24 protein-coding genes are annotated in these 26,452 nt (G+C 33.5%); 19 read left to right on the top strand and 5 right to left on the bottom strand.

Annotated elements, in window-relative coordinates; all coding sequences use genetic code 11:
- Positions 1 to 3 precede the first annotated feature (3 nt).
- The 4 genes from dnaA (at position 4) to plsY (ending at position 5,572) form a co-directional block, all read left to right on the top strand.
- Positions 4 to 1,302 carry a chromosomal replication initiator protein DnaA gene (dnaA, locus tag CDV25_RS06855; RefSeq protein WP_034553579.1) on the top strand — a complete coding sequence of 433 codons (1,299 nt, stop codon included), beginning with the start codon at positions 4 to 6 and terminating at the stop codon, positions 1,300 to 1,302.
- Positions 1,303 to 1,467: 165 nt separating this feature from the next.
- Positions 1,468 to 2,535 (top strand): DNA polymerase III subunit beta, encoded by a 1,068-nt coding sequence (gene dnaN, locus CDV25_RS06850; RefSeq protein ID WP_108911319.1) that lies wholly within the window; start codon positions 1,468 to 1,470, stop codon positions 2,533 to 2,535.
- A gap of 25 nt (positions 2,536 to 2,560) precedes the next feature.
- On the top strand, positions 2,561 to 4,879 hold the full coding sequence (gene gyrB / locus CDV25_RS06845) for a DNA topoisomerase (ATP-hydrolyzing) subunit B (protein WP_108911318.1): 2,319 nt from the start codon (positions 2,561 to 2,563) through the stop codon (positions 4,877 to 4,879).
- A 45-nt stretch (positions 4,880 to 4,924) separates the two neighbouring features.
- Positions 4,925 to 5,572 (top strand): glycerol-3-phosphate 1-O-acyltransferase PlsY, encoded by a 648-nt coding sequence (gene plsY, locus CDV25_RS06840; RefSeq protein ID WP_108911317.1) that lies wholly within the window; start codon positions 4,925 to 4,927, stop codon positions 5,570 to 5,572.
- A 423-nt stretch (positions 5,573 to 5,995) separates the two neighbouring features.
- Here the strand turns inward: plsY and gpmI are convergent, their stop codons facing one another.
- Positions 5,996 to 7,462, bottom strand: coding sequence for a 2,3-bisphosphoglycerate-independent phosphoglycerate mutase (gene gpmI, locus CDV25_RS06835; RefSeq protein ID WP_108911316.1), 1,467 nt, complete (start codon positions 7,460 to 7,462; stop codon positions 5,996 to 5,998).
- Positions 7,463 to 7,539: 77 nt separating this feature from the next.
- On the opposite strand from gpmI, the gene mraY reads away from it, so the two are divergent.
- From mraY to murD, 3 genes are all read left to right on the top strand, one after another.
- Positions 7,540 to 8,598 carry a phospho-N-acetylmuramoyl-pentapeptide-transferase gene (mraY, locus tag CDV25_RS06830; RefSeq protein WP_108911315.1) on the top strand — a complete coding sequence of 353 codons (1,059 nt, stop codon included), beginning with the start codon at positions 7,540 to 7,542 and terminating at the stop codon, positions 8,596 to 8,598.
- Between the two features lie 74 nt (positions 8,599 to 8,672).
- Positions 8,673 to 8,981, top strand: a complete 309-nt coding sequence (locus tag CDV25_RS06825; RefSeq protein WP_108911314.1) for a hypothetical protein — start codon at positions 8,673 to 8,675, stop codon at positions 8,979 to 8,981.
- A gap of 419 nt (positions 8,982 to 9,400) precedes the next feature.
- Positions 9,401 to 10,612 carry a UDP-N-acetylmuramoyl-L-alanine--D-glutamate ligase gene (murD, locus tag CDV25_RS06820; protein ID WP_108911313.1) on the top strand — a complete coding sequence of 404 codons (1,212 nt, stop codon included), beginning with the start codon at positions 9,401 to 9,403 and terminating at the stop codon, positions 10,610 to 10,612.
- Here murD and CDV25_RS06815 read toward each other — a convergent pair.
- The 3 genes from CDV25_RS06815 to CDV25_RS06805 are packed head-to-tail and all read right to left on the bottom strand — an operon-like array spanning position 10,605 to position 12,924.
- Positions 10,605 to 12,449: a primosomal protein N' gene (locus CDV25_RS06815; protein ID WP_108911312.1), complete on the bottom strand. Its 1,845-nt coding sequence runs from the start codon at positions 12,447 to 12,449 to the stop codon at positions 10,605 to 10,607. The genes murD and CDV25_RS06815 overlap by 8 nt on opposite strands.
- A 2-nt stretch (positions 12,450 to 12,451) precedes the next feature.
- A complete protein-coding gene (locus CDV25_RS06810) occupies positions 12,452 to 12,691 on the bottom strand; it encodes a hypothetical protein (RefSeq protein WP_034554812.1) in 240 nt (79 codons plus the stop codon).
- Positions 12,691 to 12,924 (bottom strand): hypothetical protein, encoded by a 234-nt coding sequence (locus tag CDV25_RS06805; RefSeq protein ID WP_034554813.1) that lies wholly within the window; start codon positions 12,922 to 12,924, stop codon positions 12,691 to 12,693. The genes CDV25_RS06810 and CDV25_RS06805 overlap by 1 nt, the downstream gene beginning before the upstream one ends.
- A gap of 162 nt (positions 12,925 to 13,086) precedes the next feature.
- Between CDV25_RS06805 and uvrB the strand changes: the two genes are divergently transcribed.
- From uvrB to CDV25_RS06765, 7 genes are all read left to right on the top strand, one after another.
- Positions 13,087 to 15,063 (top strand): excinuclease ABC subunit UvrB, encoded by a 1,977-nt coding sequence (gene uvrB / locus CDV25_RS06800; protein WP_108911311.1) that lies wholly within the window; start codon positions 13,087 to 13,089, stop codon positions 15,061 to 15,063.
- Positions 15,064 to 15,117: 54 nt separating this feature from the next.
- Complete coding sequence (locus CDV25_RS06795) at positions 15,118 to 15,366, top strand: tetratricopeptide repeat protein (protein ID WP_204161837.1); 249 nt, start codon at positions 15,118 to 15,120, stop codon at positions 15,364 to 15,366.
- Positions 15,357 to 15,746 (top strand): CiaD-like domain-containing protein, encoded by a 390-nt coding sequence (locus CDV25_RS06790; RefSeq protein WP_108911309.1) that lies wholly within the window; start codon positions 15,357 to 15,359, stop codon positions 15,744 to 15,746. Before CDV25_RS06795 ends, CDV25_RS06790 begins: the two co-directional genes overlap by 10 nt.
- 252 nt (positions 15,747 to 15,998) lie before the next feature.
- On the top strand, positions 15,999 to 16,685 hold the full coding sequence (locus CDV25_RS06780) for a response regulator transcription factor (RefSeq protein ID WP_108911307.1): 687 nt from the start codon (positions 15,999 to 16,001) through the stop codon (positions 16,683 to 16,685).
- The gene (locus CDV25_RS06775; RefSeq protein WP_239056338.1) at positions 16,678 to 17,925 is read left to right on the top strand and encodes an ArsS family sensor histidine kinase; all 1,248 of its coding nucleotides are present in this window, start codon (positions 16,678 to 16,680) and stop codon (positions 17,923 to 17,925) included. The genes CDV25_RS06780 and CDV25_RS06775 overlap by 8 nt, the downstream gene beginning before the upstream one ends.
- 6 nt (positions 17,926 to 17,931) lie before the next feature.
- On the top strand, positions 17,932 to 18,909 hold the full coding sequence (gene hemB / locus CDV25_RS06770; protein ID WP_108911305.1) for a porphobilinogen synthase: 978 nt from the start codon (positions 17,932 to 17,934) through the stop codon (positions 18,907 to 18,909).
- The gene (locus CDV25_RS06765; protein ID WP_108911304.1) at positions 18,906 to 19,670 is read left to right on the top strand and encodes a complement resistance protein TraT; all 765 of its coding nucleotides are present in this window, start codon (positions 18,906 to 18,908) and stop codon (positions 19,668 to 19,670) included. Before hemB ends, CDV25_RS06765 begins: the two co-directional genes overlap by 4 nt.
- On the opposite strand, the gene CDV25_RS06760 is transcribed toward CDV25_RS06765, so the two are convergent.
- Complete coding sequence (locus tag CDV25_RS06760) at positions 19,667 to 20,620, bottom strand: RluA family pseudouridine synthase (protein WP_108911303.1); 954 nt, start codon at positions 20,618 to 20,620, stop codon at positions 19,667 to 19,669. The two genes, CDV25_RS06765 and CDV25_RS06760, sit on opposite strands and share 4 nt — an antisense overlap.
- Positions 20,621 to 20,863: 243 nt before the next feature.
- On the opposite strand from CDV25_RS06760, the gene CDV25_RS06755 reads away from it, so the two are divergent.
- The 5 genes from CDV25_RS06755 to CDV25_RS06735 are packed head-to-tail and all read left to right on the top strand — an operon-like array spanning position 20,864 to position 26,303.
- Positions 20,864 to 23,410 carry a DNA methyltransferase gene (locus tag CDV25_RS06755; RefSeq protein WP_108911302.1) on the top strand — a complete coding sequence of 849 codons (2,547 nt, stop codon included), beginning with the start codon at positions 20,864 to 20,866 and terminating at the stop codon, positions 23,408 to 23,410.
- Positions 23,403 to 23,609, top strand: a complete 207-nt coding sequence (locus CDV25_RS06750; protein WP_108911301.1) for a hypothetical protein — start codon at positions 23,403 to 23,405, stop codon at positions 23,607 to 23,609. The genes CDV25_RS06755 and CDV25_RS06750 overlap by 8 nt, the downstream gene beginning before the upstream one ends.
- Positions 23,603 to 24,940, top strand: coding sequence for an adenylosuccinate lyase (gene purB / locus CDV25_RS06745; RefSeq protein ID WP_108911300.1), 1,338 nt, complete (start codon positions 23,603 to 23,605; stop codon positions 24,938 to 24,940). The genes CDV25_RS06750 and purB overlap by 7 nt, the downstream gene beginning before the upstream one ends.
- Complete coding sequence (locus tag CDV25_RS06740) at positions 24,937 to 25,638, top strand: hypothetical protein (RefSeq protein ID WP_108911299.1); 702 nt, start codon at positions 24,937 to 24,939, stop codon at positions 25,636 to 25,638. Before purB ends, CDV25_RS06740 begins: the two co-directional genes overlap by 4 nt.
- Positions 25,639 to 25,652: 14 nt before the next feature.
- Complete coding sequence (locus CDV25_RS06735) at positions 25,653 to 26,303, top strand: DNA-methyltransferase (protein ID WP_108911298.1); 651 nt, start codon at positions 25,653 to 25,655, stop codon at positions 26,301 to 26,303.
- Positions 26,304 to 26,452 lie beyond the last annotated feature (149 nt).

Genomic DNA, 26,452 nt, shown 5'->3' with positions numbered 1-26,452 from the left:
AAATTGCACCCTATTTTATTACAACTTAAAAAAGAAATTTCACCTTTTGAATTTGAAAATTATATTAGCCAAATTATTTATAATGAAAAATATTCTCGTGATGATAGAATCATTTTTAATGCTCCTAATATTTTTATCGCAAGCTTTATTAGGACAAAATATATCCATAAAATCACACATTTATTTGAAATACAAAATGGCTTTAAACCCGAAGTCATTATAGAAGTTTATAACCAAACTGCAAAAAAGGCAATTACAAATAACCAAAAAAAGATTAATGTTGCGACCAATTTAAATCCCTCTTTAACTTTTAATTCTTTTATTGTTGGAAATTCTAATAGTTTTGCTTTTAATGTTGCAAAAGCGGTTGCACAAAATCAAGGTGCTTCTTATAATCCTTTAGTTATTTATGGAAACACTGGATTAGGAAAAACACATTTATTAAATGCCATTGGGAATGCTAATGCTTCTGTTGGAAAAATTGTTATTTATACAACAAGTGAGCAATTCCTTAATGATTATTTACTCCATATTCGTAATAATTCAATGGAAAGATTCCGGCAAAAATATCGTGCTTGCGATTATCTTTTAATTGATGATATTCAATTTTTAAGTGGGAAAAATCAAATCCAAGAAGAATTTTTTCATACTTTTAATGAATTAAAAGAAAATTATAAACAAATTGTTTTAACTTCAGATAGACCTCCAAAAAATATGGATGGTTTAGAAGAAAGGCTAAAAACACGATTTACTTCAGGATTATTAGCAGATATTCAACCTCCAGAATTAGAAACTAAAATTAATATCATTAATGCAAAATGTGAATTGGATGGGATTATTTTAAATCCAGAAGTTATTAATTTCATTGCTGCAAATATTAATGACAATATCCGAGAAATTGAGGGTGTTTTAGTAAAATTAAATTTTTCTATTAATGTTACAAATATTCAAGAAGTTACTATTGATTTTGTCAAAGATATTTTAAAAGAATATATCAAAGAATCAAAAGAAAATATCAATTTAGAGGGCATTATTGAAACTGTCTCTAAATACTTTAATATAAAACCTTCAGAAATTAGGAGCAAAAGCCGCTCTAAAAATATCGTTATAGCCAGAAAAATAGTCATTTACTTAGCACGAACACTCACACCTAATTCTATGCCCTATTTAGCGAACTTTTTTGGTATGAAAGACCATAGCACTATTAGTAAAGCTATGAAAAGCATCCAAGATGAAATTAATAAAAATGGAAATTTAAAAACTATTATTGAAGAATTAAAAAACAAAATTAAACAAAATTAATCCATTAAAAAACAAAGTTTTGCTAGAATATGTTGAATAAATGTGAAAAACTTTACAAACAAACATTTAAAAAATTGAGATTGAATTTAGGAAATTTAATAAAGTTATTCAACTTTTCAAGTTCCCTACTAATACTTCTAAATTTTAATATTTAAAGGAGCTTTTATGAATATTACCATACAAAATAGTGTATTAGATAATATACTCACTTCCTTACAACCTTTTTTAGATAAAAAAGACTCTAGTCAAATTACTTCGCACATTTATCTAGAAACTAAAAATAATCAGCTTATTTGCAAAGCAACTGATTTTGAAATAGGCCTATCCACTATTACAGATTCTTTAACTATTAAAGAACAAGGAATAGCAACAGCTAATGGAAAACAACTTCTAGATATTATTAAACATTTAAAAGATGGGGAAGTTAATATCTACACAAACGAAGAAAATCTTCATATCCAACAAAATAAAAGCTCTTTTAAACTTGCAACTTTTAATGCTCAAGAATTCCCAATATTTCCAGAATATGAAAATTTACCAAAACTAGAAATTAACTCTTTAGAACTTATTACTTCTATGAAAAAAATTTTTCCTGTAATTGACATTAATAACCAAAAAAGAGAATTAAATGGTGCTCTACTTGACATTAGAGAATATTCTTACAATTTCATAGCAACTGATACTAAACGTTTAGCTATTATAAAATTTGAAAATGCCACAGGAAATAATTTAGCCCTTATATTTCCAAAAAAAGCCATTACAGAAATCCAAAGACTTTTTTCGGATAATATAGAACTTTTCTATAATGAAAAAAACCTTATTATAAAATCCCAAAATTACATTTTCTTTTCCCATTTAATTAATGGGAAATTCCCTGATTATGAAAGAATAATTCCTAAAGAGGTGCAAACAGAGCTTACACTTTCTAAATCAGCTATTATTGAAAGCATTAAAGTTATTAATTCTGTAACTAATGATGTTAAAATCACTTTTAAATCTAATGAAATTTTATTTGAATCCCTAAGCCAAGATAATTCAGAAGCTAAAACCCAAATAGAAGTTAATTTACCTTTAAATGAAGATATTGAAATTGGTATTAACTCTCGCCATGTTTTAGATTTTTTAAGCCAAATTAATACCGTGGAATTTACTTGGTATTTAAATGGTAAAAATAATCCTTTTATGCTAAAGAGTGAAAACTTTTCAACCGTCATAATGCCAATTATTTTATAAAATTTTTAAGCTCTTAAGGAACATAATGGAAAATAAACAATACTCTGGAAGTAGTATTAAAGTTTTAAAAGGTTTAGAAGCAGTTAGAAAACGTCCTGGAATGTATATTGGAGATACTAATATTAATGGACTTCATCATTTAATTTATGAAGTTGTTGATAATTCCATCGATGAAGCAATGGCTGGTTATTGTGATACAATCCATATTACCCTTACAAAAAAAGGCAGTGCTATTATTAAAGATAATGGAAGAGGGATTCCTGTAGATATTCACCCAACAGAAAAGATTCCTGCAGCCACTGTTGTTCTAACAGTGCTTCACGCTGGGGGTAAGTTTGACCAAGAGACTTATAAGGTTTCTGGTGGATTACACGGAGTTGGGGTTTCTGTTGTTAATGCACTTTCAAAAAATTTACAAATGACTATTTATAAAAATGGCAATACCTACCAACAAAACTTCCAACAAGGAATCCCCCAAGATGAATTACAAATCATTGGGAATAGTAAAGAAAGTGGGACGATTATTGAATTTATTCCTGATAATGAAATTTTTGAAGTTATAGATTTTCAAAGGGATATTTTAACTAAGAGATTTAAAGAGCTCGCCTATTTAAATAAACAAATCACCATTTATTTCATAGATGAAAGGGATGGATTTAAAGAAGTTTATCATTTTGATGGAGGTTTAAACCAATTTGTAGCGGATCTAAATAAAAAAAATCTTATCTCTTCTATCATAAGTTTTGAAGGTTTAGAAAATGATGTAGAAATGCAAATTGCTCTTGCTTATAATGATGGTTTTGAAGAGAGAGTATTAAGTTTTGTTAATAACATTAAAACTAATGATGGAGGCACCCACGAGACTGGATTCCGCACAGGATTAACAAGGGCTATTACAAATTATATTGAAGCTAATGCTAATGCTAGAGAAAAAGATTTTAAAATTACCGGTGATGATATTCGTGAGGGACTAATTGCCATTGTTTCTGTGAAGGTTATTGACCCGCAATTTGAAGGACAAACCAAAGGCAAATTAGGTAGCTCCTTTGTGCGTCCTATCGTGCAAAAACTCACTTTTGAAAAACTTGTAAAATTTTTTGAAGAAAATCCTAATGAAGCAAGAGCAATTATGGAAAAAGCTCTACTTGCAGCAAGAGGTAGAGAGGCTGCTAAAAAGGCTAGAGAATTAACGCGTAAAAAAGAGAATTTTAGCGTAGGCACACTACCTGGAAAACTTGCGGATTGCCAAAGCAAGGACCCAAGTATTTCTGAAATTTATCTTGTAGAGGGGGATTCTGCTGGTGGTTCTGCTAAACAAGGGAGAGATAGGGTGTCTCAAGCCATTTTGCCCTTAAAAGGAAAGATTTTAAATGTAGAAAAAAGTCGTTTAGATAAAATTTTAAAGTCTGAAGAAATTAAGAATCTTATTATTGCTCTTGGTTGTGGGATTGGTGAGGATTTTGATATTACAAAGATTCGTTATAACAAAATTATCATTATGACAGATGCAGATGTAGATGGAAGCCATATCCAAACACTTTTGATGACTTTTTTCTTTAGATACCTAAAAGGGATTATTGAAGCGGGGTATTTATACCTTGCTCAACCACCGCTTTATCGTTTTAAAAAGGGCAAAAAAGAAATTTATCTTAAAGATGAGAAAGCTTTAAGTGAATATTTAATAGAAAATGGGATTGAAAATTTTGAATTTAGAGGCATTGGGACAAAGGATTTGATAGATTTTTTTAAAATTGTTGCTCATTATCGTTTAACCCTTAACCACTTACAAAAACGTTTTCCTCTTATTGAAGTGATACGTTATTTAGTTGAAAATAAGGAATTATTACAATTAGAATACCAAGCCTTATACCAGGCGATTTTACAAAAAATACAAGCTTTAAATTATAATATTTTAAACCAAATACTTGATGAAGAAAAAATTCATTTATATGTGCAAACAGATGTAGGTTTAGTAGATATAAAAATTGATAAAGAGCTTTTTTCTCATCCATTATTTGAAGAAGCGTATTTAGTTTTTAATAAGCTTAAAGAATGGGATTTAGGATTTTTAGAGGGTAAAGATCCTATTAATTTGCTTAATTCTATAGAAGAGAGTAGTAAAAAAGGAGCTTATATCCAAAGATATAAAGGATTAGGAGAGATGAATCCCGAGCAGCTTTGGGAAACTACAATGACCCCTGAAAATCGTCGTTTAATCCGGGTAGAGATAAACGATGAAATACAAGCCAGTGATATTTTTTCACTTTTTATGGGAGATGAGGTTGAACCAAGGAGAGAGTATATCCAAACACACGCTAAAGATGTAAAACACTTAGATGTTTAAGGATATTAGTTGTTAAAGAAATAAAAATAATTTTTAGGATTTATAATGGTTGTTTTGACAATAATAATAGATTTTTTTACGAGTATTAATGGGATTTTTTATGTTTTAGCTTATTTAGTGGGCGGGATTCCTTTTGGATTTTTATATGGCAAGATTTTTGGTGGAATTAATATCCTTAAAGTAGGAAGTGGAAGTATTGGTGCAACGAATGTTTTAAGAGCTTTAAAAGAAAAAAAACCAGAAATTGCAAAAAAAGTCGCTTTTTTAACAATTTTAAGTGATGCTCTCAAAGGAATTTTAGTGCTTTTATTTGCAAAATCTATGGGATTAACTTATGAGGCACAATGGATGATAGCCTTTTTAGCAGTAATTGGGCATTGTTTTTCTCCTTTTTTGAAATTTGAAGGTGGAAAAGGGGTTGCTACAAGTGTGGGGGTTATTGGTGTATTTTTACCATTAGAAGCGATTTTAGGTTTAATTGTTTGGTTTTTAATTGGAAAGTTTTTTAAAATTTCCTCTTTAGCTTCCTTATTTGGAGTATTATTTGGAGTTGGAATAAGTTTTATTCTACATCCTGATATTCCTTATATCCATACGCATACGCCTCTTGTTTTAATCACTATTGTTATCTTTTATAAACATATTCCTAATATTGTCCGTTTGATTCAAAAAAAGGAACAAAGAGTCATTTAATGTATTATTTATATTACTAATCAAACTCTCTAAATAACTTACCAAGTCCTAAAACCTATAACTTTATAGCTAATCTCTTAAGTGTGGGGTCTTTGCTTTTGTGTATCAATATAAAGGCATAGGACTCTGCTAAAATAAATTTATTGAGTAAAATTAAGCAAAATGTAAGGAGGGATATATTTTACTTGAAATAAAGTGTTTTTAGAGTAGTTTCTAAAAACAAATAAAAGAACTTCAATTAAATACTACTTTAAGTGCTGAGTTGAGAGATTATTTAAAAGACATCATTCAAATCATTAAAAAGGAAAAATTCGTAGATAGTTTAATAGATATTACGGGAGGGGATTATGAATCTGCCTCAAATAATAGTGTTACATTTTAACAAAAATTATCAATTTTTTAAGCAAAGAGTAGGGAAATTATCTAAAATAATGCTTCATCCATTTCTTTGGGAATCTCAATTTCTAAGAGTTTTAGAATGGTTGGTGCGATGTTATTTAAGCCTCCATTTTTAACTTTTGTTACGCAAGGTGCATCGACAAATCCCCATACTTCGCCAATAGTATGGTTAGTCAAGATTTCTCCTTTTTCATTTTGCATTTCCTCGCAGTTTCCATGATCACTTGTTAAAACAAAGGCATAATTATGTTCTTTTGCCTTTTTATAGATTCTGCCAAGCTCTTTATCGACCGCTTCTACTGCTAAAATAGCCGCATTAAAGTTTCCTGTATGTCCTACCATATCCCCATTAGCAAAATTTACAACGATAAAATCATAAGATTCTTCGATGGCTTTTAAAACCGCATCACCTACTTCTTTTGCACTCATTTCGGGTTTTTCATCATAGGTTTTTACTTTGGGTGAGGGGATTAGAACTCTTGTTTCATTGATATAAGGCTCTTCTAATCCACCATTGAAAAAAAAGGTTATATGTGCGTATTTTTCAGTTTCTGCGGTGTGGAATTGTCGCAAATTATGTTTAGAAATAACTTCTGCTAGGGTATTGGTAATGATTTCTTTAGGGAAAAGAATAGGAAAATCAAAAGTCTTGTCATAAGGAGTCATTGTAACGAGTGGAACTTCTACCCAATCTTTGCGTTGAAAGTGTTGAAAATCTTTATTGCCTAAAGCACTTACAATCTCTCTTGCTCTATCGCTCCTAAAATTAACAAAAATAATGCCATCCTCTTTTTGGATAGAATCTTTTATAAAACAAGCAGGTTCTATAAATTCATCAAAAATTTTTTGTTGGTATTGATTTTGTAGGTATTCTTTTGGTGAAGTGTTTATGAAATTTTCTCCTAAAGCTATCGTATTATAAGCTCTCTCTATCCTATCCCAGCGATTATCCCTATCCATAGCGAAGAATCTCCCTGATAAACTTGCGATTTTGATATTTTTATTCACAATAGCATTTTGTAGCTTTTCTAAGAAACCTAAAGCACTTTGTGGTAATACATCTCTCCCATCGGTAATAAGGTGTAGATAAATTTCAAAGTCTTTTTGCAACCCTAAAGCAAGGGCTAAAATATGATTAATATGAGAATGCACCCCTCCATCGCTCATAAGTCCTATTAAATGAATCCTTTTTTTAGAGTGTAAAACTTCTAAAGCTGGATTATTTAATAAGCTTCCATTTTCAATGGCTTTATTAATTTTTACTAAATCTTGATAAAGGATTCTTCCACTCCCTAAACACATATGTCCCACTTCTGAATTCCCCATTTGTCCATCTGGAAGCCCTACAAAATCCCCATAAGTTTTTATCATCCCAAAAGGAATTTCTTTAAAGAATTTCTCATAATTTGGTTTTTTCGCATTAAAAAAAGCATTATATTTTTTTTGTTTGCTATAACCAATACCATCGGTTATAATTAAGATTGTTTTCATAACGTTCCCATTTTTAAAGTTTATTTAGATAAAATCCTATCCTAAGTTTTTTAAATCTTTTTTGAAGTTTTAGGGTAATGCTTTATTATTTTTATTCTCTGTTTAGTATTAATATTTTTCAATACATAACCTTTAGAGCTGCTGGTGCGTTTTTTATTGCTTTTATTCTTGTGCTTATTTTGATGCCAAAATATATTTTGTGGGCTAGGAATAAAAAGGCAAACCAACCTATTTCACAATATGTTCCTAAGAATCATAAACAAAAAACTAATATTCCTACTATGGGTGGCATTATTTTTATCTTTTCTACACTTATAGGGGTTTTGGTTTGTGCGAAGCTAGATAATGCTTATGTGATATTAGGAATCTTGTGTATTGTCTTTTTTTCTTTAATTGGTATTAAAGATGATTTATCCAAAGTTTTACGCAAAAAAAATGCTGGAATGAATGCAAAGGTTAAATTCTCTTTGCAAATACTGAGTGCTTTTTTATTAGCTTTGGGCTTATATATGGTAGGTTTTGAAGATTCTTTTTATGTGCCTTTTATCAAAAATCCGCTTTGGCATTGGGGAGCAATTAGTATTATCTTTTGGATTTTAGTCTTTGTTGCGACAACTAATGCGGTGAATTTAACCGATGGTTTAGATGGCTTAGTAACCATTCCTTCTATTTATGCACTCACTTCCTTAGGGATTTTTGTTTATATTGCAGGAAACTCTGGCTTAAGCGATTATCTTTTGTGGCCTAAGGTTGCTGGAAGTGGAGAAGTGGCGATTATTTCTGCGGCTCTTGTGGGTTCTTTAATAGGCTTTTTATGGTATAACTGCCATCCCGCTCAAGTTTTTATGGGAGATAGTGGGAGTTTAGCATTGGGAGGATTTATCGCTTATATGGCAATTATTTCGAAAAATGAGATTTTACTTTTTGTGATTGGGTTTGTTTTTGTTATTGAGGCACTTTCTGTAATCTTACAAATTGGAAGCTACAAAACGCGGGGTAAAAAAATATTTTTAATGGCACCTTTGCATCATCATTTTGAAGAAAAAGGATTGAGTGAAAGTAAGATTATCGTGCGTTTTTGGATTGTTGCTTTAATGAGTAATCTTATTGCACTTTTAACCTTGAAACTAAGGTAGTTTGCAGAGATTAAAAATTTAAGAATGTAAGGAATAATTTTTGCTTCTAGTTTTTAAGGATTATAAGGATTGAAATGGCATTTAAAATTAATACTAGCATTTATAAAATTACCCCAACTTATTCTAAACCACAAGAAAAAAAGCAGCAATTTTCCTTAAGCAAACCCCAAAAACCTAAAACCCTTAAACCCCAAAAAAGTTTTCCACAGCAAAATTTGCTGGATAAATACCAAGCAAGGGCTATATTTTTTAATACCCAAAATTTATTAAGGCAAGAATTAAAAATCCAAAAGATCTCCTTTCATACGAATTTTAATGAGGGGAATCATTTGCTTTTAGAATATCTACAAATGAAACATAAGAATGAGTTATTCACTACTTAATAAAATCCTAAATACTAAGTAGTCATCATTTATTACAAGAAATCCTACTCTTTTAAGATTCTTTATACTTAAAACTAGAAGATTGAAATAAAAAAGTTTTAATAATACTAAATAAAACTCAAAAAGAACTCTAAAGACATAAATTCTCTTTTTAATAAACAAACTTTCTACAGTATAGCTATGATAATTAACCCCCCCTTTTTTTTAAGCTTACAAAAAAACTTGTTTTGTTTTATAATCTCACAAATTATTACAAAGGATTCTACAATGAAAAATTTTAATGCTCTTTTTGGTCTTTTCTATGCTCTTTGCAGTAACCAATACGATACCATTAAAATTAATTTAATTCTTAATTTAACTTTTAAAGGAGGGTGGGGTGAGTTAATTAGGGTATAATACTTTATTTTTAAAGAGTGTTTATGCTGATTTTGCTAGGATTTGGATTAACTAATCAAGCTATTGCTAGGAAGTTTAGCCCTTGTTTTATCTTTGATGATAATTTTAAAGAAGAAAGTCAAGATCGCTTTGGTAATACTTTGCTCCCTCCTTGTAGGCTTTTAGAAGTATTAGAAAAATACCCTAATGCTAAAGTTGTTACAAGTCCGGGTATCCCGCCTAATAATCCCCTTATTACTGCTAGTCATCCTATGAGTGAATATGATTTTTTTAGCCATTGTATGCCCTTTAGTGTGTGGATTAGTGGAACCAATGGAAAAAGCACGACTACAGAAATGCTAACCTTTCTTTTAGCCCATAAAGGGGCTATTAGTGGTGGTAATATAGGCAAACCTCTAGCGGATTTGTCCCTTAATGCGTCCATTTGGGTTTTAGAGACTAGTTCTTTTACCTTGCATTACACCCATAGGGCTAAACCTAATTTGTATTTGCTTTTGCCTATTTCAGAGGATCATATTAGTTGGCATAGTAGCTATGAGGATTATATTAAGGATAAGCTTAAGCCTCTTTTGTGTTTAAGGGATAAGGAGATTGCTATTTTGCCTAAAGTGTTTGAAAACCACTCTTATGCTAAAAACTCTCTTGCTACACTTATTTTTTATGAAGATTCTCAAAGTCTTGCGGAGACTTTTGGGATAGATACGCAACGCATTGCTTTTAAAGAGCCTTTTTTGCTAGATAGTCTGCTTGCCTTAAGTGCTACTAAGATACTCTTTGATATTTTGGACTATGATTTGTTAAATACCTTTAAAATCGGGGCACATAAAATCGAAGAGTTTTATGATGGTTCGCATCGTTTATGGGTGGATGATAGCAAGGGGACGAATGTGGAAGCGACTTTAGAGGCGATTAAATGTTATGAGGATAAGCCTCTTTATCTTATCTTAGGGGGAGATGATAAAGGTGCGGATTTAACCCCACTTTTTGTGGCTATGGAGGATTTGGAGATTAGCCTTTATGCTATTGGCTCTAATGCGGAGAAAATCGCTTCTTTAGCAAAAAGGTATCAAAAACCTTGTGCTCTTTGCCATACTTTAGAAAATGCGGTTAATGCTATTAAACAAAATCATAATTTACAAAGCGTTGCTATGCTTTCTCCTGCTGCTGCTAGTTTAGACCAATTTAGTTCTTATAAACAAAGGGGTGAGCGGTTTAAAGCCTATGTGCTTAAGTGAAATCTAGGGGGTCAATGTCTATTTCACAAGGGAAATCGCTTAAGCTTCTTAAGATACTATGCAAGGCTTTAGATTCTATACTTCGCAATAAGATAACGCATCTCCATTTGTTCGCAATCTTTTCAATGGGGGCATCACCATAGCCTACAATTTCTACTTTTTTGTGCGGAGGGAGGGTGGATAGTGCTTTTTGCATAAGCAAATGGGCTTTTTCTTTGTTTTTATGGGATATTTTAATAAGGGCTAGACGCACAAAGGGGGGATAGAGATTTTGCCGCATTTGTAGCTCTTCTTGTAGAAAGTTTTCATAATCTTGTAAGTATCGTTGAAAAAAGTCCTTTTGTAAAGTTTGGATGATGACTTTGCCGTCTTCTTTCCTGCCGCTTCTCCCTGCTAATTGATACATTAAAGCGAGGGTTTTTTCTCTTGCCCTATAATCACTCCCCTTTAGGAGATAGTCTAAGCCTAAAGCAACGCTTAAAGCAACCTTATGGTAATCATGCCCTTTGGAGAGCATTTGTGTGCCTACTAAAATATCAATTTCGTGCCGATTAAAGGATTCTAGAGTTTGGGTAAGTTGTTTTTGGGTCGTAATGGAATCCCTATCAAAACAAGCGATTTTAGCATTGGGTAAGTAGGTAGAGAGTTCTTTGGCAAACTCTTGTGTGCCAATCCTTAGGCTTTTTAGTTCGTAACCACAAGAAGGGCAAGTGGATATGAGTGGGCTAACATAATGGCAGTAATGGCATTTAAGGCTAGAATCTTTTTTGTGCAAACTCATAGAAACACTGCAATATGGGCATTGTATCGTTTCTCCACAATGGCTACAAAGCAAATGCTTGAAGTTCGCCCTTGTAGGTAAGAAAACGATAGCTTGTTTGTTGGATTCTAGATTTTTTGTGAGATTTTCTATAATAAGGGGGTGAAAATAATCGTGGCTTTCACAAAAGATAAATTCCTTTTGGGAGTTATAAAAAGAGCCTTTGAGGCGGAAGATGTTTTGCTTTTGTAGGGCTTTGTAATAGGTATTTAGTGAGGGGGTGGCACTTCCTAAAAGGATTTTTATATGGTTTTGTTGTGCGAGGAATAGGGCGGTATCACGCACATTTAAACGCGGGGAGGAGGCAGATTTATAGGCGTCATCGTGTTCTTCATCTACGATGATTAGCCCAAGCTTGCTAAGGGGTAAAAAGAAGCTTGAGCGAGAGCCAGCTAGGATTCTAAGTTCGCCCTCTTTGAGCCTTTGAAGAATTCCTTGCTTTTTTTTCGTGCTAACTTTAGAATGCCAAAAGGCTATGTATTCGCCAAAGATGGCTTTAAGACGTTTTTCCATTTGTGGGGTTAAAGCAATTTCGGGCATAAGAAAAATAGCGTTTTTACCCTTTTGTAGGGTTTGGTTGAGTAAGTGGATATAAATTTCTGTTTTGCCACTTCCTGTATCGCCAAATAAAAGGGTGCTTTGGTTGGAGTTAATAAAGTTTAGTGCTTTACTTTGGTTTTCATTTAGGGGTTTGACTTCAAAACTAAGGAAGGGGAAGTCTTGTATGAAGTCTTGTCTAAAGGGTATGAAAACCCCAAAGCTTGAAGCATAACTGCTACAATAATAATTTGCGATAAATTCTGCAAGCTGGAATTGTGAGGGTGAAAAATATTCTTTTAGGGGTTTTAGGGGTTTGCACTCAAAGTTAGGCTTTGGGATTGCTTTTAGGATAACGCCCCTAAGGCTTCTTTTAAGCAAGGGAACTTCTACGACCTCACCAATGTTTAAAGGAGTTATGCTCTCATAAGCTAAAAGTGGAGATTTTTGTTTAAGCAGTGCAATGAGATAATAAAACAATGTTAAGAAATATTGTCCGTGTTTTTTATGGTTTGTATTTTTGTGTGGGCTTGTGTTATTGCATTTTGTAGGGTATTAGAAATTTCAGAAGCCTCTAAAAAAGCCTTTAGTAAATCGCGAGGATTGATAGAACCATTTTCGTCTGTTAGTTTATGGAGTGCTTCTAGGGTAGTGGCTGAAATATCACTTGTGGGTATCTCATAATAGCGACCCGTAATGCAAACACGAAAGGTATTGTCCATTATTGACCAAGAACATTTTGGATTTTGCTTAATACCGATTCTAGCTCTCTTTCTTTAGCACTAATTTCATCATAAAGCGAACTAATTTCTGAATTTTTTGCTTCATTTTCTGCTTTTAGTAGCACGATTTGCTTGCGTAATTGTTGATTTTCCTCGCGGACTTTTTTTAGCTCATTGAGTAAATCATCAATACTTTGTAGTAATTTGTTAGAAATGTTTTGTGTCTCTTCCATTTTGTATCCCTAAAAAATAAATACTACATTTTAACATTATTTGGTTAAGAATAGTTTAGATTATCATTTAGGGTATTTAAAAATTTATCTTTGGTGGTTTTGTAAGTGAGAAATAAGCATTAAAATCTATAATTTGATGAAATTATTTTTAGAAAGTATGGGATGCAAAAATTTATTCTTAATTCTTCTTATTCCCCAGCAGGAGACCAACCCCAAGCCATAGAAACTTTAAGTGGTTTTATAAAATCCGGAAGTATGTATCAAACGCTTATTGGTGTTACAGGAAGTGGCAAGACTTTTACTATGGCACAGATTATTCAAAAGATTCAAATGCCAACGCTTATTATGACACATAATAAAACCCTAGCAGCACAGCTTTTTAGCGAGTTTAAAGGGTTTTTTCCTAAAAATCATGTGGAGTATTTTATCTCTCATTTTGATTATTACCAACCAGAGGCTTATATACCGCGTCAAGATTTATTTATTGAAAAGGATTCAAGTATCAATGAGGAATTAGAGCGATTAAGACTTTCTGCTACCACTTCGCTTTTGGCGTATGATGATAGTATCGTTGTAGCCTCTGTTTCGGCAAATTATGGTTTGGGGAATCCTAAAGAATATTTAGAAATGATAGAAAAATTTGAGGTTGGAAGTAGCTATATTCAAAAATCTTTACTTTTGCGGCTTGTGGATATGGGGTATAAACGCAATGATAATTTTTTTGATAGGGGAGATTTTCGTGTCAATGGGGAGGTTATTGATATTTATCCTGCTTATAGTGAAGATGAGGTCGTGCGTTTAGAGTTTTTTGGCGATGAATTAGAATCTATTACTTTTTTGGATAGTATCGATAAAAAGCCCTTAAAAAAAGTAGAATCTTTTGTGCTTTATGCGGCAAATCCTTTTATTGTGGGTGCGGATAGATTGAATATTGCTCTAAAGGGGATTGAGGAGGAATTACATAAACGTTTGAGCTTTTTTAAAAAAGAGGGTAGGATGGTTGAATATGAGAGGCTAAAAAGTCGCACAGAGTTTGATTTAGAGATGATACAAGCCACAGGGATTTGTAAAGGAATAGAAAATTATGCTAGGCATCTAACGGGTAAAAAGCCCGGTGAAACTCCTTATTCTCTTTTGGATTATTTCGAGCAAAAAAATAAACCTTATTTACTCATTGTCGATGAATCTCATGTAAGCTTACCGCAGTTTGGGGGTATGTATGCTGGAGATAGGAGTCGTAAAGAAGTGCTTGTAGAATATGGCTTTAGACTGCCTAGTGCTTTGGATAATCGTCCGCTTAAGTATGAAGAGTTTATACAAAAAGCCCCGCATTTTCTTTTTGTCTCTGCTACTCCCGCTTCAAGGGAGCTAGAATTAAGTAAAAATCATATTGCCGAGCAGCTTATTCGCCCAACAGGATTGTTAGATCCTCTTTATGAGGTTTTAGAATGCGATAATCAAGTGGAGATTCTTTATGATGAAGCTAAAAAGGTTGTTGCAAAGGGGGAACGCGTGCTTGTAACGGCTTTGACAAAGAAAATGGCAGAGGAACTAACTAAATATTATGTGGATTTAGGATTAAAAGTGCGTTATATGCATTCTGATATTGATGCTATTGAACGTAACCAAATTATTAGGGCTTTAAGGCTTGGAGAGTTTGATATTTTAGTGGGTATTAATCTTTTGCGTGAGGGGTTAGATTTGCCAGAGGTTTCTTTAGTTGCTATTTTAGACGCTGATAAAGAGGGGTTTTTAAGGAGCGAGACAAGCCTTATCCAAACAATGGGGAGAGCTGCTAGGAATGTCAATGGGAGAGTTTTGCTCTTTGCTAACAAAATCACTGATTCTATGAAAAAAGCAATGGAGGTAACAGATTATAGGAGGAATAAGCAAGAGGCTTTTAACAAAGAGCATAATATTGTGCCTCAAAGTGTTTCAAGAAAACTTGATGAGGATTTGAAAATGCAGGATTTAGGAATGCTTTATGAAAGAACTAAAAATAAAGAGAAAATGCCAAAGGCTGAAAGGGAGAAAATGGTTAAAGAGCTGACTAAAAAAATGCAACAAGCCGCAAAAGCTTTAGAGTTTGAAGAGGCTGCTAGGTTGCGTGATGAAATAGCAAAATTAAGAAAAATTTAGATGGAAATTATCGTTTAAATTTGCTACAATTTCTGCATAAAGGGACAAAAGATTATGAAAACATTAACACTTGCAAGTATTTATGAGATTCAAGGATATAAGCACGAAGCCACAGAAATTTATAAAACCATTTTACAAGGAGATCCTAATAATGCAGAAGCAAAAATTGCTTTAAGGCGATTAATGAGTGATCGTAAAAGTTATGGAAAGGCGGATGTAGCAATGTTAAATTTATTTGTGCAAATGGATAGTGAAGTAGAGTTTAATGAGTTTGAAAGGTGGTTATTACAAGTATGGAGTTAAAAGAAGCGATTTTACAAACTTTAGCAGAGATGGATACAAATTTAAAGAAGCCTTTAAAAGAAATGAAGTTAGAAAGAGATGAATTACTTGATGTTTCGCCAACACAAGAGGAATCTTTAAAGGAGGTAGAAGTATTGAAACCTTATCAAAGAAAAATAGAAAAGCTTAATTTTAAAGATGTTGAAGCTTTAAAGGAGATTCTTAAAAAACATTATTTAGATGAGGAAAAATTTCTTAATACACTTCAAGAGAGAATTTTAGTTTTATTTGAGGGGCTGCAGTCTCCAAATAATAGAAATATTGAAAACAAAGTGGATATGATTTTGAATTTTTTAGAATTTACTTTAGCTATTATTGATGAAAAAAAGAATGCAAAATGAAAAAAGTTTTTTTATTTACTCTTGATTTACTTTCTTTTTTTATAATTTCACTATCTCAATTGGATGAATTGAGATACAAACGAAAGTTTGTTTTTTTCTTAGAAATAAGATTTTTTCATCCACTCCTCCTTTGTTTAAGGACACTTAGTGTGAGTAAGTTCTTTGAAAATATTATCAGTTCTAGCGGGCGTTTTCCTAAATTTTTAATGAACCCCCTAAATACCCAATCCTCCTTTTTGTAGGGAAAACGTTATGCTAGAAGTACTGATGATAGAAGATGATTTAGAATTAGCGATCATTCTTAGCGAATATTTAAAGGCTCATAATATTAATGTTACCAATTATGATGAACCATATACGGGTATGAGTGCAATTAATACTCAACATTTTGACATCCTCCTTTTAGATTTAACACTCCCAAATTTAGATGGTCTTGAAGTTTGCAAGAGGGTCGCAAAAGAAAAGAATATCCCCATAATAATAACTTCTGCACGGTATGATATTAATGATAAAGTTTTAGGATTAGAATATGGTGCTGATGATTATCTCTCAAAACCTTATGATCCCAAAGAAATGGTAGCTAGAATCCATAGTGTGCTTCGTCGTTATAATCTAGTTAAAAAAAGCGATGAATTAGGGCTTTCTACTTATCCTTTTGTTTTGAATAAGGGAAGTAGAGAAATCTATTTTTATGATGAATTATTAGATTTAACCAAAGCAGAATATGAAATTTTGAGTTTTATGTTAGAAAATAAAAATCAAGCTCTAACAAGAGAATCTATAGCCTCTCATTCTGATTCTATTAGTCCTGATTCTGGTAATAAGAGTATTGATGTTATTGTTGGGAGATTGCGTTCTAAAATAGAAAAAAATGAAAAGAAGTATATTGTATCTGTGCGTGGAATTGGTTATAAGTTGCAATTAAAAGATAATGATTAATTCCATTTTTGTAAAAATTATTATCCTATTTGTCATTGCTATCCTTGGACTTGGTGCATTTTCTTATTATTTTGTAAATAAAGAAATTGAAAAAGAAATGCAAATGAATCAATTAAAATATACACAATTTTTAGCCACTATTCATCAACTTGTCCATTTTAGAGGAGATATGGAGTTGATTGAAAAATATCTTAATGATCTTGATTTAGAGCTTATTGAAGACCCTAAAGTCTTGGAGGGTTTTCAAATGTATTTGGTGCCTTATTTGAATCATGAAGTGCTTGCTAAGATTATTAAAAAGAAAAATAATGTTTATTTGCTTTTGCAAACTCCCAGAGAGTGGAAACTCTATGGAGATTTTCATATGAATAGGCTTTTTAATTACTATATCATTATTATTGTTGCTTTTTTTATTGTAATTTTTTTGTTTGTATTGGTTATTAAAAGTATTCTTCCGCTAAAGACTTTACGCAAAGAAATTAAAAAGTTTGCTAATGGGGAGATGGGTATTTCGTGTAAAGTTTATCAAAATGATGAAATAGGGGAATTAGCTAGGGAGTTTGATAATGCGGTGCAAAAGATTAATGCCCTTAACCAATCTAGGCATCTTTTTTTGCGTACTATTATGCACGAGCTAAAAACCCCTATTACTAAGGGTAGAATTACTGCAGAGATGATTGATAATCCAATGCATAAAGAGCGACTTTGTTCTGTGTTTGAACGTTTAAATTTACTTATTAATGAGTTTGCTAAAATTGAAGAATTAAGCTCCCATAATTATTCTTTAGATAAGCAAGATTATCAATTAAGTAATATTTTAAATCAAGTTTTTACTATGCTTTTGTTAGATAAAGAGCAGGTCGAAGAATTATTTGTTTTACCTAAAGAGGATTTTATTTTGCATGTGGATTTAGAAATGATTGCTTTAGCGATAAAAAATCTTATGGATAATGCTTTGAAATATAAAAGTAAAGGTAAAGTGGAAGTAAAAGTTAAAGAGAAGGACTTAATCATTAAAAACTATGCTCCCCCACTGCCTTATAGCTTGCAAGATCTTTCTAAACCATTTTTTAAAAATAAAAAATCTGACCAAAGGGGTGGTTTAGGGCTTGGGATTTATATCATTCAAAGTATCTTAGATACACAAGGATTAGTTTTAGAGTATTTTCATTGGAATAATAAGAATAATTTTATTATAAAAAATGTAATCTTGCAGGAGATAGTTTCAAAAAGGAAATGAAGTTCTATGTTTAGGCGATTAAGGAGATTAAGGTTTAATCCTAATATACGCACTCTTGTAAGTGAGAATAATATCCATACGCAAGATTTGATTTATCCCTTATTTGTTACCTATGGAGAAAATATTAAAAATACCATTGAGAGTATGCCTGATGTTTTTCAACTAAGTCTTGATAATATCTTAAGGGAATGCGAGACCTTAGAAGCTTTAGGGATAAACGCTATTATGTTATTTGGGATTCCAAGGATTAAAGATAGTATAGGGAGTGAAGCTTTGAGTGAAGAGGGTATTATCCCTCAAGCTGTGCGTAGTATAAAGTCAAAATTTCCTCATTTACTCATATGCGTTGATTTATGTTTTTGTGAATATACAGATCACGGGCATTGTGGGATTTTAAACCCTAAATTGCAAAGTGTGGATAATGATTTAACCCTAGAGATACTTAATCAGCAGGCTTTAATCTTAGCCCAAAGCGGGGCAGATTTGATCGCACCTAGTGGAATGATGGATGGAATGATTGAGAGTTTGCGAAAGGCTTTAGATTCTAAGGGTTTTAGTCATATACCGCTTATGAGTTATTCTACGAAGTTTGCAAGTGGGTATTATGGACCTTTTAGGGATATTGCCCAAAGCACACCATCTTTTGGAGATAGGAGAAGCTATCAGCAAAATCCAGCCAATAGGCGAGAGGCTATTTTGGAGAGTTTAGAGGATGAGAAGCAAGGGGCCGATATTTTAATGGTAAAGCCTGCTTTAGCGTATTTAGACATTGTGCGGGATATTAGAGAGCGAACTTTATTGCCTCTAGCGGTTTATAATGTTAGTGGTGAATATGCGATGCTAAAATTCGCACAAAAAGCAGGCATTATTGATTATGAACGCGTTTTGCTTGAAACAATGGTGAGTTTTAAGAGGGCGGGGGCGGATATTGTTATTACTTATCACGCTAAAGAAATTGCAAATTTATTAAGGAGAATTTTATGATTAGAATAATTTTAGGTTTAGCGGCTCTTGTATTATTAAGTGGTTGTTTAACAACGCAAATACAAAGCAAAGTAACAATGAGTCAAAGTGTTTTTATCGACCCAGTTTCTAAGGATAAAAAGAATATTTTTGTTTCTACCCATAATACGAGCGGACAGAAAGTAGATTTAGAGAATAAGATTATTAAGGAATTATTAGCAAAGGGTTATAGCATCTCTGATGATCCCCAAAAGGCTACTTATATTTTGCAAGTCAATGTGCTTTATGTTGATGTGAAAAAAGAAAATAATGCAGCACCTGCTGGAGCAGTTGGAGGAGTTGCGGGTGCTGGGGTTGGAGCATATAACCATGGCTCTGCTACAGGAACTGTTGTTGGCGGGTTATTGGGAGCTGCTGTTGGAGCATTAGCAGGAAAGCTTATGGAGGATACAATCATTCAAATGCAGGTGGATATTAATATCCAACAAAAGATTGAAGGTGGAACGACTCGCACTAACGCAACTGCTAATCAACAAGCAGAAGTTAAAGATGGTAGAAGGCACGGGTTTTTTAATAGTTTTGCTGGAGATGTAGCTCCTACGCAAGGTGGTGGTAAGCTTAATGACGACCAAATAAACTATGATAAGCAAGTTTTTAAATCGGATTTTTCCCAAAAACAGACTTCAATGTTAGCAGAGGCTACAAAGCTAAATTTGAAATTTGATGAAGTCGTGCAAGTCTTAGAGGATAAGATCGCTACACAAATTGTAGGAATATTCTAAGAATATTCGCTTTTTATTTCAAAGTTTTGGAGACTTTTGAAATGGTAAGATTGGCTTTTATAAGTAAAGCTTAAGCTATAAGCGTGGAGCATTAATCGTGTGCTATGAAAATATTGTAATCTTTTTTTTGGACTTAAAGGGATTGATTCAATCTCGCTAATAAATTCACGGGTTAAATATTCTCTTGCATATTTATCTTCACAACCATAAAGAGGGTCTCCTAATACAGGATATCCCGCACTTAAGAGATGGATTCTTATTTGGTGTGTTCGCCCTGTAATAGGGATAGCTTTAAGTAAGGTAGAATCTCCATAATGCCCTAGGGTTTCAAAGGTAGTCTTTGCTGTTTTAAAAGATAGGTTTTCTTTGTGTGGAATCTGTCCTAGATAAAGGGAGCGGATACTTAAATCCTCGCCTCTTTTTTGTGTGCTTATGGGGCAGTTTATACAAAAGGCTTCATAGGGAATTTGTCCTTTTGTCAGGGCTAAATATTCTTTTACAATTTTTCTTTTAGCGAACAATTCTCCTAAGGCTTTAATAGCATTTTGGTGTTTTCCAACAAGAACTAATCCGCTAGTTTCTTTGTCGATTCTATGAATAAGTGTAGCTTCTTTGCCGCAATGGAACTTTATCTCATCGATAAGACTATAATGATGAAAATTCCCTTTTGGGTGGATTAGCATTTGGGCGGGTTTGTTAAAGAGTGCAAAATCTTCATTTTCAAAAAATGGTTTTAGACCTTGGGATAGAGGTTTGAAAAGAATAATCTCTACATAATCTTCAAGAATTTTATTTTTTTCATTGTTATTAAGGGGCTTACCTTTATAAATAACCTTTCCTTTATTAATGTGTGATTGGGCTTTAGCCATACTAAGCCCTAGATTGTGGATTAAAAATTGATAGGCTTTTATAGGTGTTTGGATAGAGAATCTTTGTCTTATAAAGGGCATTTGGCAACTTTTTAGCGGGGTTATAAAGAGAGTATTATAAGCAAAAAGCTCTAAAAAACAAATTCTTTAAGATGCTTAAAAGTCATTTAATATTTATAAAAAGCCCTTAGGATTTACAAATCCCTTTAGATAAGTTTTGTTAGAATTTACTTCATGTATGGAAGAGGAGATTCTATGATAGAGAAAGAAGTGGAAAATGCCTTGATTTTGTTATCTTTGTGTAGATTTGAATGGAGATAGCAAATGAATACTTTTGATTTTACCACTTTAGAGAATGAGGACTTTAAAGAGGATTCTGTGCGGGAGTTTATTATCGCACCATTTTTGCAAGAATTAGGCTTTGTGCTAAAAGATTCTAAGCAATCGCAAAAAAACTCTAAGCTAGAAATGGCTTTATCACTAAAGCTTACAAGCCCCACAATAACAGGCGGTAATGAAAAAATCACTTTTATGTGCTTCCCTGATTATGTGTTGTATGTGGATTCTAAGCCGCATTGTGTGCTAGATGCAAAAGTCCCAAAAGTAGAGATTAGCACACAAAGTAAAACAGGGCGACAAGCATTTTATTGCGCAATCAACCCCGAGTTGAAAGCTCCATTTTACGCACTTTGTAATGGCAGAAGCTTCACCCTTTTTGAGACCAATGGGCAGAATCTTTTAAGGGAATTTTCTTGCGAGGAGTTGTTTAATTCTTTGAATTGTCATTCTGAGGGGTTAGCCGAAGAATCTAAAAAAGATATTTCGGCTTTGCCTCAATATAACAATAGTTTTGCATTTTTGAAGCAATACCTTACTGCTCCCACAGAATCGCTCAAGCAAACTCTAGCCCGAGATTCTAAAACGTCCAAAAAGCCTGATAGTTGGTATTTAAGCAGGGAACTACCAAGGGCAATTACAAATCCCAAAAAACAAGCAAAGGCGCGTTATTTTGGCTGCACCGCCTATTTCACGCGTCAAAGTTGGGATATTGTAACCCAAAATATCAAAAACTTCACCGATGAGGGTGATGTCGTGCTAGATTCTTTTGGGGGAAGTGGCGTAACTGCGATTGAAGAGATGATGCAAGGCAGAATCGGAATTCACACCGATTTAAACCCTCTAAGCATTTTTATGACAAAGGCATTAAGCGTGAAAGTGGATTTAAGTGCGTTGCTAGACTTAAGTGAAGAGATTTTAAAAGGGTTTGAGAATCTTAAGCCTAAAAATGAAAAAGAGGCAAGGCAGATTCTAAGAGATGCGAAATATTATCCTAATGCACTAGATAGCGAGTTTGGAGAAGTCGCCACGCAAAAAAGCCAAGATAGCATACTTTGGATTCCCCAAGATGAGATTTTGCCAAAGGGAAGCGATGTAAATTCTGTATTAGGGCTTTTTAGCAAAACTCAACTTGCCGAGCTTGCACTTTTAAGAAAGCTTATTTTCAAGCACACGACACCAAGTGGGAGTAAAGAAAATAGAATCCACAAAAGGAATCTGCGCTATGCTTTGATGTTGGCGTTTTATAATACATTGAGTTTAATAAATTTGACTTATCACGAAACTAAATCACGCAAAGGGAGTGCAGGTAACTATTTTGCATTTTATGGTCGTTATAGACTTGCAAAAATTCCTCATTTTTTAGATACTGCAGTAATTTATAGACAGAAAATTAAGCGTGTCATTAAAGGAAAAAGAGAATTGGAATATGCCCCAAGTGATTTATTTTGCCAAAGCTATTTTTATCCAGTAAAGGGCATAATTAAGGACTTTAGCGGTGCGATGATAAACCAAAGGAAAAATATAGAAAAACAAGATTCTATCCTTGATAGAACCGATGGAGAAAAAATCTTTCAAGCAGACGCCACAGACTTAAAAGAGATAGAAACCCAAAGTATAGATTTCATCTATATCGACCCGCCTTATGGTGCGAAGATTCCCTATTTGGATTTAAGCACGATGTGGAATGTCTGGCTAGATTTACCTGTGGATAACGCCTTAAAAGAAAAAGAGTGCATAGAAAAGGGGAGTTTAGAAAAGAGTAGAGAGGAATACCACGTACTAATGATAGTAAGCCTTAAAGAAATGTATCGTGTGCTGAAGTGGAATCGTTGGTTAGCCTTTGTGTTCCAGCACCAAGATTATCCATTATTCCAAACACTAATAGATGAGGCACAAAATATCGGCTTTGAATATGTTGGTAGCGTAAGGCAAAACAATGGACAAACAACTTTTAAGAAAAGACAATATAAATTTTCAGTCCTTAGCGGACAACTTGTAATGTATTTTAAAAAGGTGGATAATCCAAAGGCTAGAATAAAAGAGGATTTGGGCGATGATGTTATAGTCTTTGCATTAAATCACGCAGAAGCCATCATCGTAAGGGATAATGGTGCAACACTTGATGATATTCACGCAGAAATTACTATTAAGGGGATGGAGCTTGGATTTTTGCACGAGTTAGGCGATGAATGCACAGATTTAGCTGTTTTGCTTAATCAGCATTTTGATCTTGATAAAACAAGTGGCAAGTATCATATCAAAAAGGGTGAAAAATTTAAAAGTCATAAAATCTCACTTGAGAAAAGAGCAAGGTATTTCTTAGTTTCTTATTTGTGCGGTGCGGAAAGACAAGGCAAAAAGGCTTATTTTGATGATATTTGCTTAGAGATTATCCCTTTGCTTAAAAATGGCGTAAGCCCTAGCGATGAACTTATTAAAGAGATTTTGGAGGATATTGCCACGCCAAATTATGAAACAGGCGAATGGCGATTAAAAGACAAAAAAGGCACACAAGGGAGCTTGTTTGACTAGTGAAAAAGAAATTGTAGAGTTTTTACTAAGGAATCTCGTAGATATAGGCGAGGGTAATAGCATAACCAAAACACTTCCAAAACTAGCAACTTTTGATGAAACCACGCAAGAATGGAATCTAAAAAGCGAAGTGCAAATATTGCAAGAGATGAGGTTAAATTATAAAAGTAAAATCAAGATAAAGGAGATTCGATGGTAGAGCGATATGCGCGAGAAGAAATGAAAAGCTTATGGGATTTAAATGCTAAATATTCTGCTTGGCTAGAGGTAGAAAAAGCTTTAGTGCGTGGGTGGAATAAGCTAGGTCTAATCCCTGATAGTGATTGTGAAAAAATATGCAAAAATGCGAAATTTGATATTGCGCGTATTGATGCAATAGAGGCAATTACTAAACACGACTTGATTGCCTTTACTACAAGTGTTGCGGAATCTTTGGGTGAAGAATCGCGTTGGGTGCATTATGGGATAACTTCGAGTGATTGCATTGATACTGCTGTGGCGTTACAAATGCGGGATTCTTTAAAGATTATTTTAGAGGATATTAAGCAGGTGCGTGAAGTGATTAAAAAAAAGGCAATGGAACACAAAGATACACTTATGGTTGGACGCTCTCATGGAATCCACGGAGAGCCTATCACTTTTGGGCTTGTTTTAGCGATTTGGTATGATGAGTTAGGGCGACATCTAAAGGCTTTAGAATCTACTTTAGAAGTCATTTCTGTGGGGCAGCTAAGCGGCGCAATGGGAAATCTCGCCCATACACCTATGGAGCTAGAGGAGATTGTATGCAAGGATTTAGGATTGAAAGCCGCGCCTGTGAGTAATCAAGTCATTCAGCGGGATAGATATGCAAGATTAATGAGTGATTTAGCCCTTTTGGCTAGTAGTTGTGAAAAAATTGCTGTTGAGGTGCGGCATTTGCAGCGCACAGAGGTGTATGAAGCGGAGGAATATTTTGAAAAAGGGCAAAAAGGCAGTAGTGCAATGCCACACAAGCGCAATCCGGTGCTAAGTGAGAATATCACGGGGCTTTGTCGTATGATACGCTCTTTTGCGTTTCCTGCTATGGAGAATGTCGCCCTTTGGCACGAGCGTGATATTAGCCATAGTAGCGTGGAGCGATTTATCTTGCCTGATAGCTTTATCACTACGGATTTTATGCTTCATCGCCTTAAGGGGTTGATTGAAAAGCTTGTTGTTTATCCTAAAAATATGATGAAAAATCTTAACCTCACCGGTGGGCTTGTGTTTTCACAAAGGATTCTATTAGAATTGCCTAAAAAGGGTGTATCGCGTGAAGATGCGTATAAAATCGTGCAACGCAACGCGATGAAAGTGTGGCAGGATTTACAAGAGGGTAAGGCAGCGGTGAATGAAAAAGGGGAAAGCTTATATTTGCAGTATTTGCTTACAGATTCTGAATTAGTGGAGCTTATTGGCGAGGAAGCTATCAAGGAATGCTTTGAGTATGGTTATTATACAAAAAATGTTGATGCAATTTTTAAGCGGGTTTTTGGGGAGGGGAGATGAAGCAACTAATCGACAAGATTCTTGTAGAAAAAACTAGAGAGGGACGAAAAGACGGAGCATATTCAAGATTACTTGGTGATGAAGACCTTGGAGCATTAATAAGTAGAATACACGCTACTTCTATTAGTGCCGGCACATTTTTAGAAAACTATATAGTTTCTGTTGCACCTAGTTTGCCACCAAATGATATACCGAAAATATTTGATAATTCTCTTAAGGAAGGTATTTTTCTTATCAATAAAAAAGTTATCAAGCAATACATTACTACTTATTTAAATATGGAAAGTGTTATAGAGCCAGATTATATTATCGTAGATTGCACTCAACACTTTTTGTATGTTATAGAACTTAAAGATGGTGATAATTTTGATACGAAAAAATCTAAAGGTGAGGTGCAAAATCTTAAAACCTATTCTAAGGCACTTGCAAATAAAGTTCCTTACCCTTGGAAAACACAAATTAAAGTTTGTATGTTTAATCAAAATGATAAAACAAAAATTGTGAGTGGATTCAAATCTTGTATTACAGAAACAGAGGCAATGAATGGAGAAGAATTTTGTCGTCTTTTGAGTATTAATAAGGCGGATATTGATAAACAAAGGAGTTTAGCCTGCGAAAAAAATATTGATTTTGTAATTGATGAGTTATTGCATATATCGGTCGTATCTCGCAAAATACATCAAAAGCTTACTCATTAGATAAGGACAATGCTATGCGTATCAAAAAAAATACCAAACTCACAATCAATGGACTAAGGCTTATGCAAAGCCTAGAATCTCAAAGCGTGGATTTATGCTTTTTTGACCCGCAGTATAGAGGTGTGCTAGATAAAATGAAGTATGGCAATGAGGGAGAGAGACAAAAAGGCAGAGCAACACTCCACCAAATGAGTAATGAGACAATTATAGAATTTATCACAGAGATTGATCGAGTTCTAAAGAATAGTTGCTATTTAATGCTTTGGGTTGATAAGTTTCACTTATGCGAGGGCATTAAGGGTTGGCTTAAAGGGACAAATTTACACATTGTAGATTTAATCACTTGGGATAAGGGCAAAATGGGTATGGGGTATCGCACACGCAAACAATGTGAATATTTGCTTATCTTACAAAAAGCCCCGATTAAAGCTAAAGACACTTGGAAAAATCATAGCATACGCGATATATGGAGCGAAAAGATACTAAGTGAGGAGCTAAAGCTACACCCGCATAGCAAACCAAAAGGCTTACAAAAGGCGTTGATAGAATCTTGCACGAGTGAGGGAGATTTAGTGCTAGACCCTGCAAGTGGGAGCTTTAGTGTGTTTGAATGTTGTAAATCCCTAAATAGAGATTTTATAGGGACTAACTTGCATAAGCGTTAGCCCATAAACAAAGGTATTAACCATAGTTTCTATTAGGTATAATGCAAATCCTTACGGGTAAATTTAAGCTAGTAAATCTAACTCCACTAATGAAACTTATTTAAGCATAAATACAGGGTTAAATATAGGTTTTAAGAAATACTGCAAAT

The sequence above is a fragment of the Helicobacter apodemus genome (genome assembly GCF_003097575.1).
GTDB lineage: Bacteria > Campylobacterota > Campylobacteria > Campylobacterales > Helicobacteraceae > Helicobacter_D > Helicobacter_D apodemus.
This window is presented reverse-complemented; position numbering and strand designations above follow the sequence as displayed.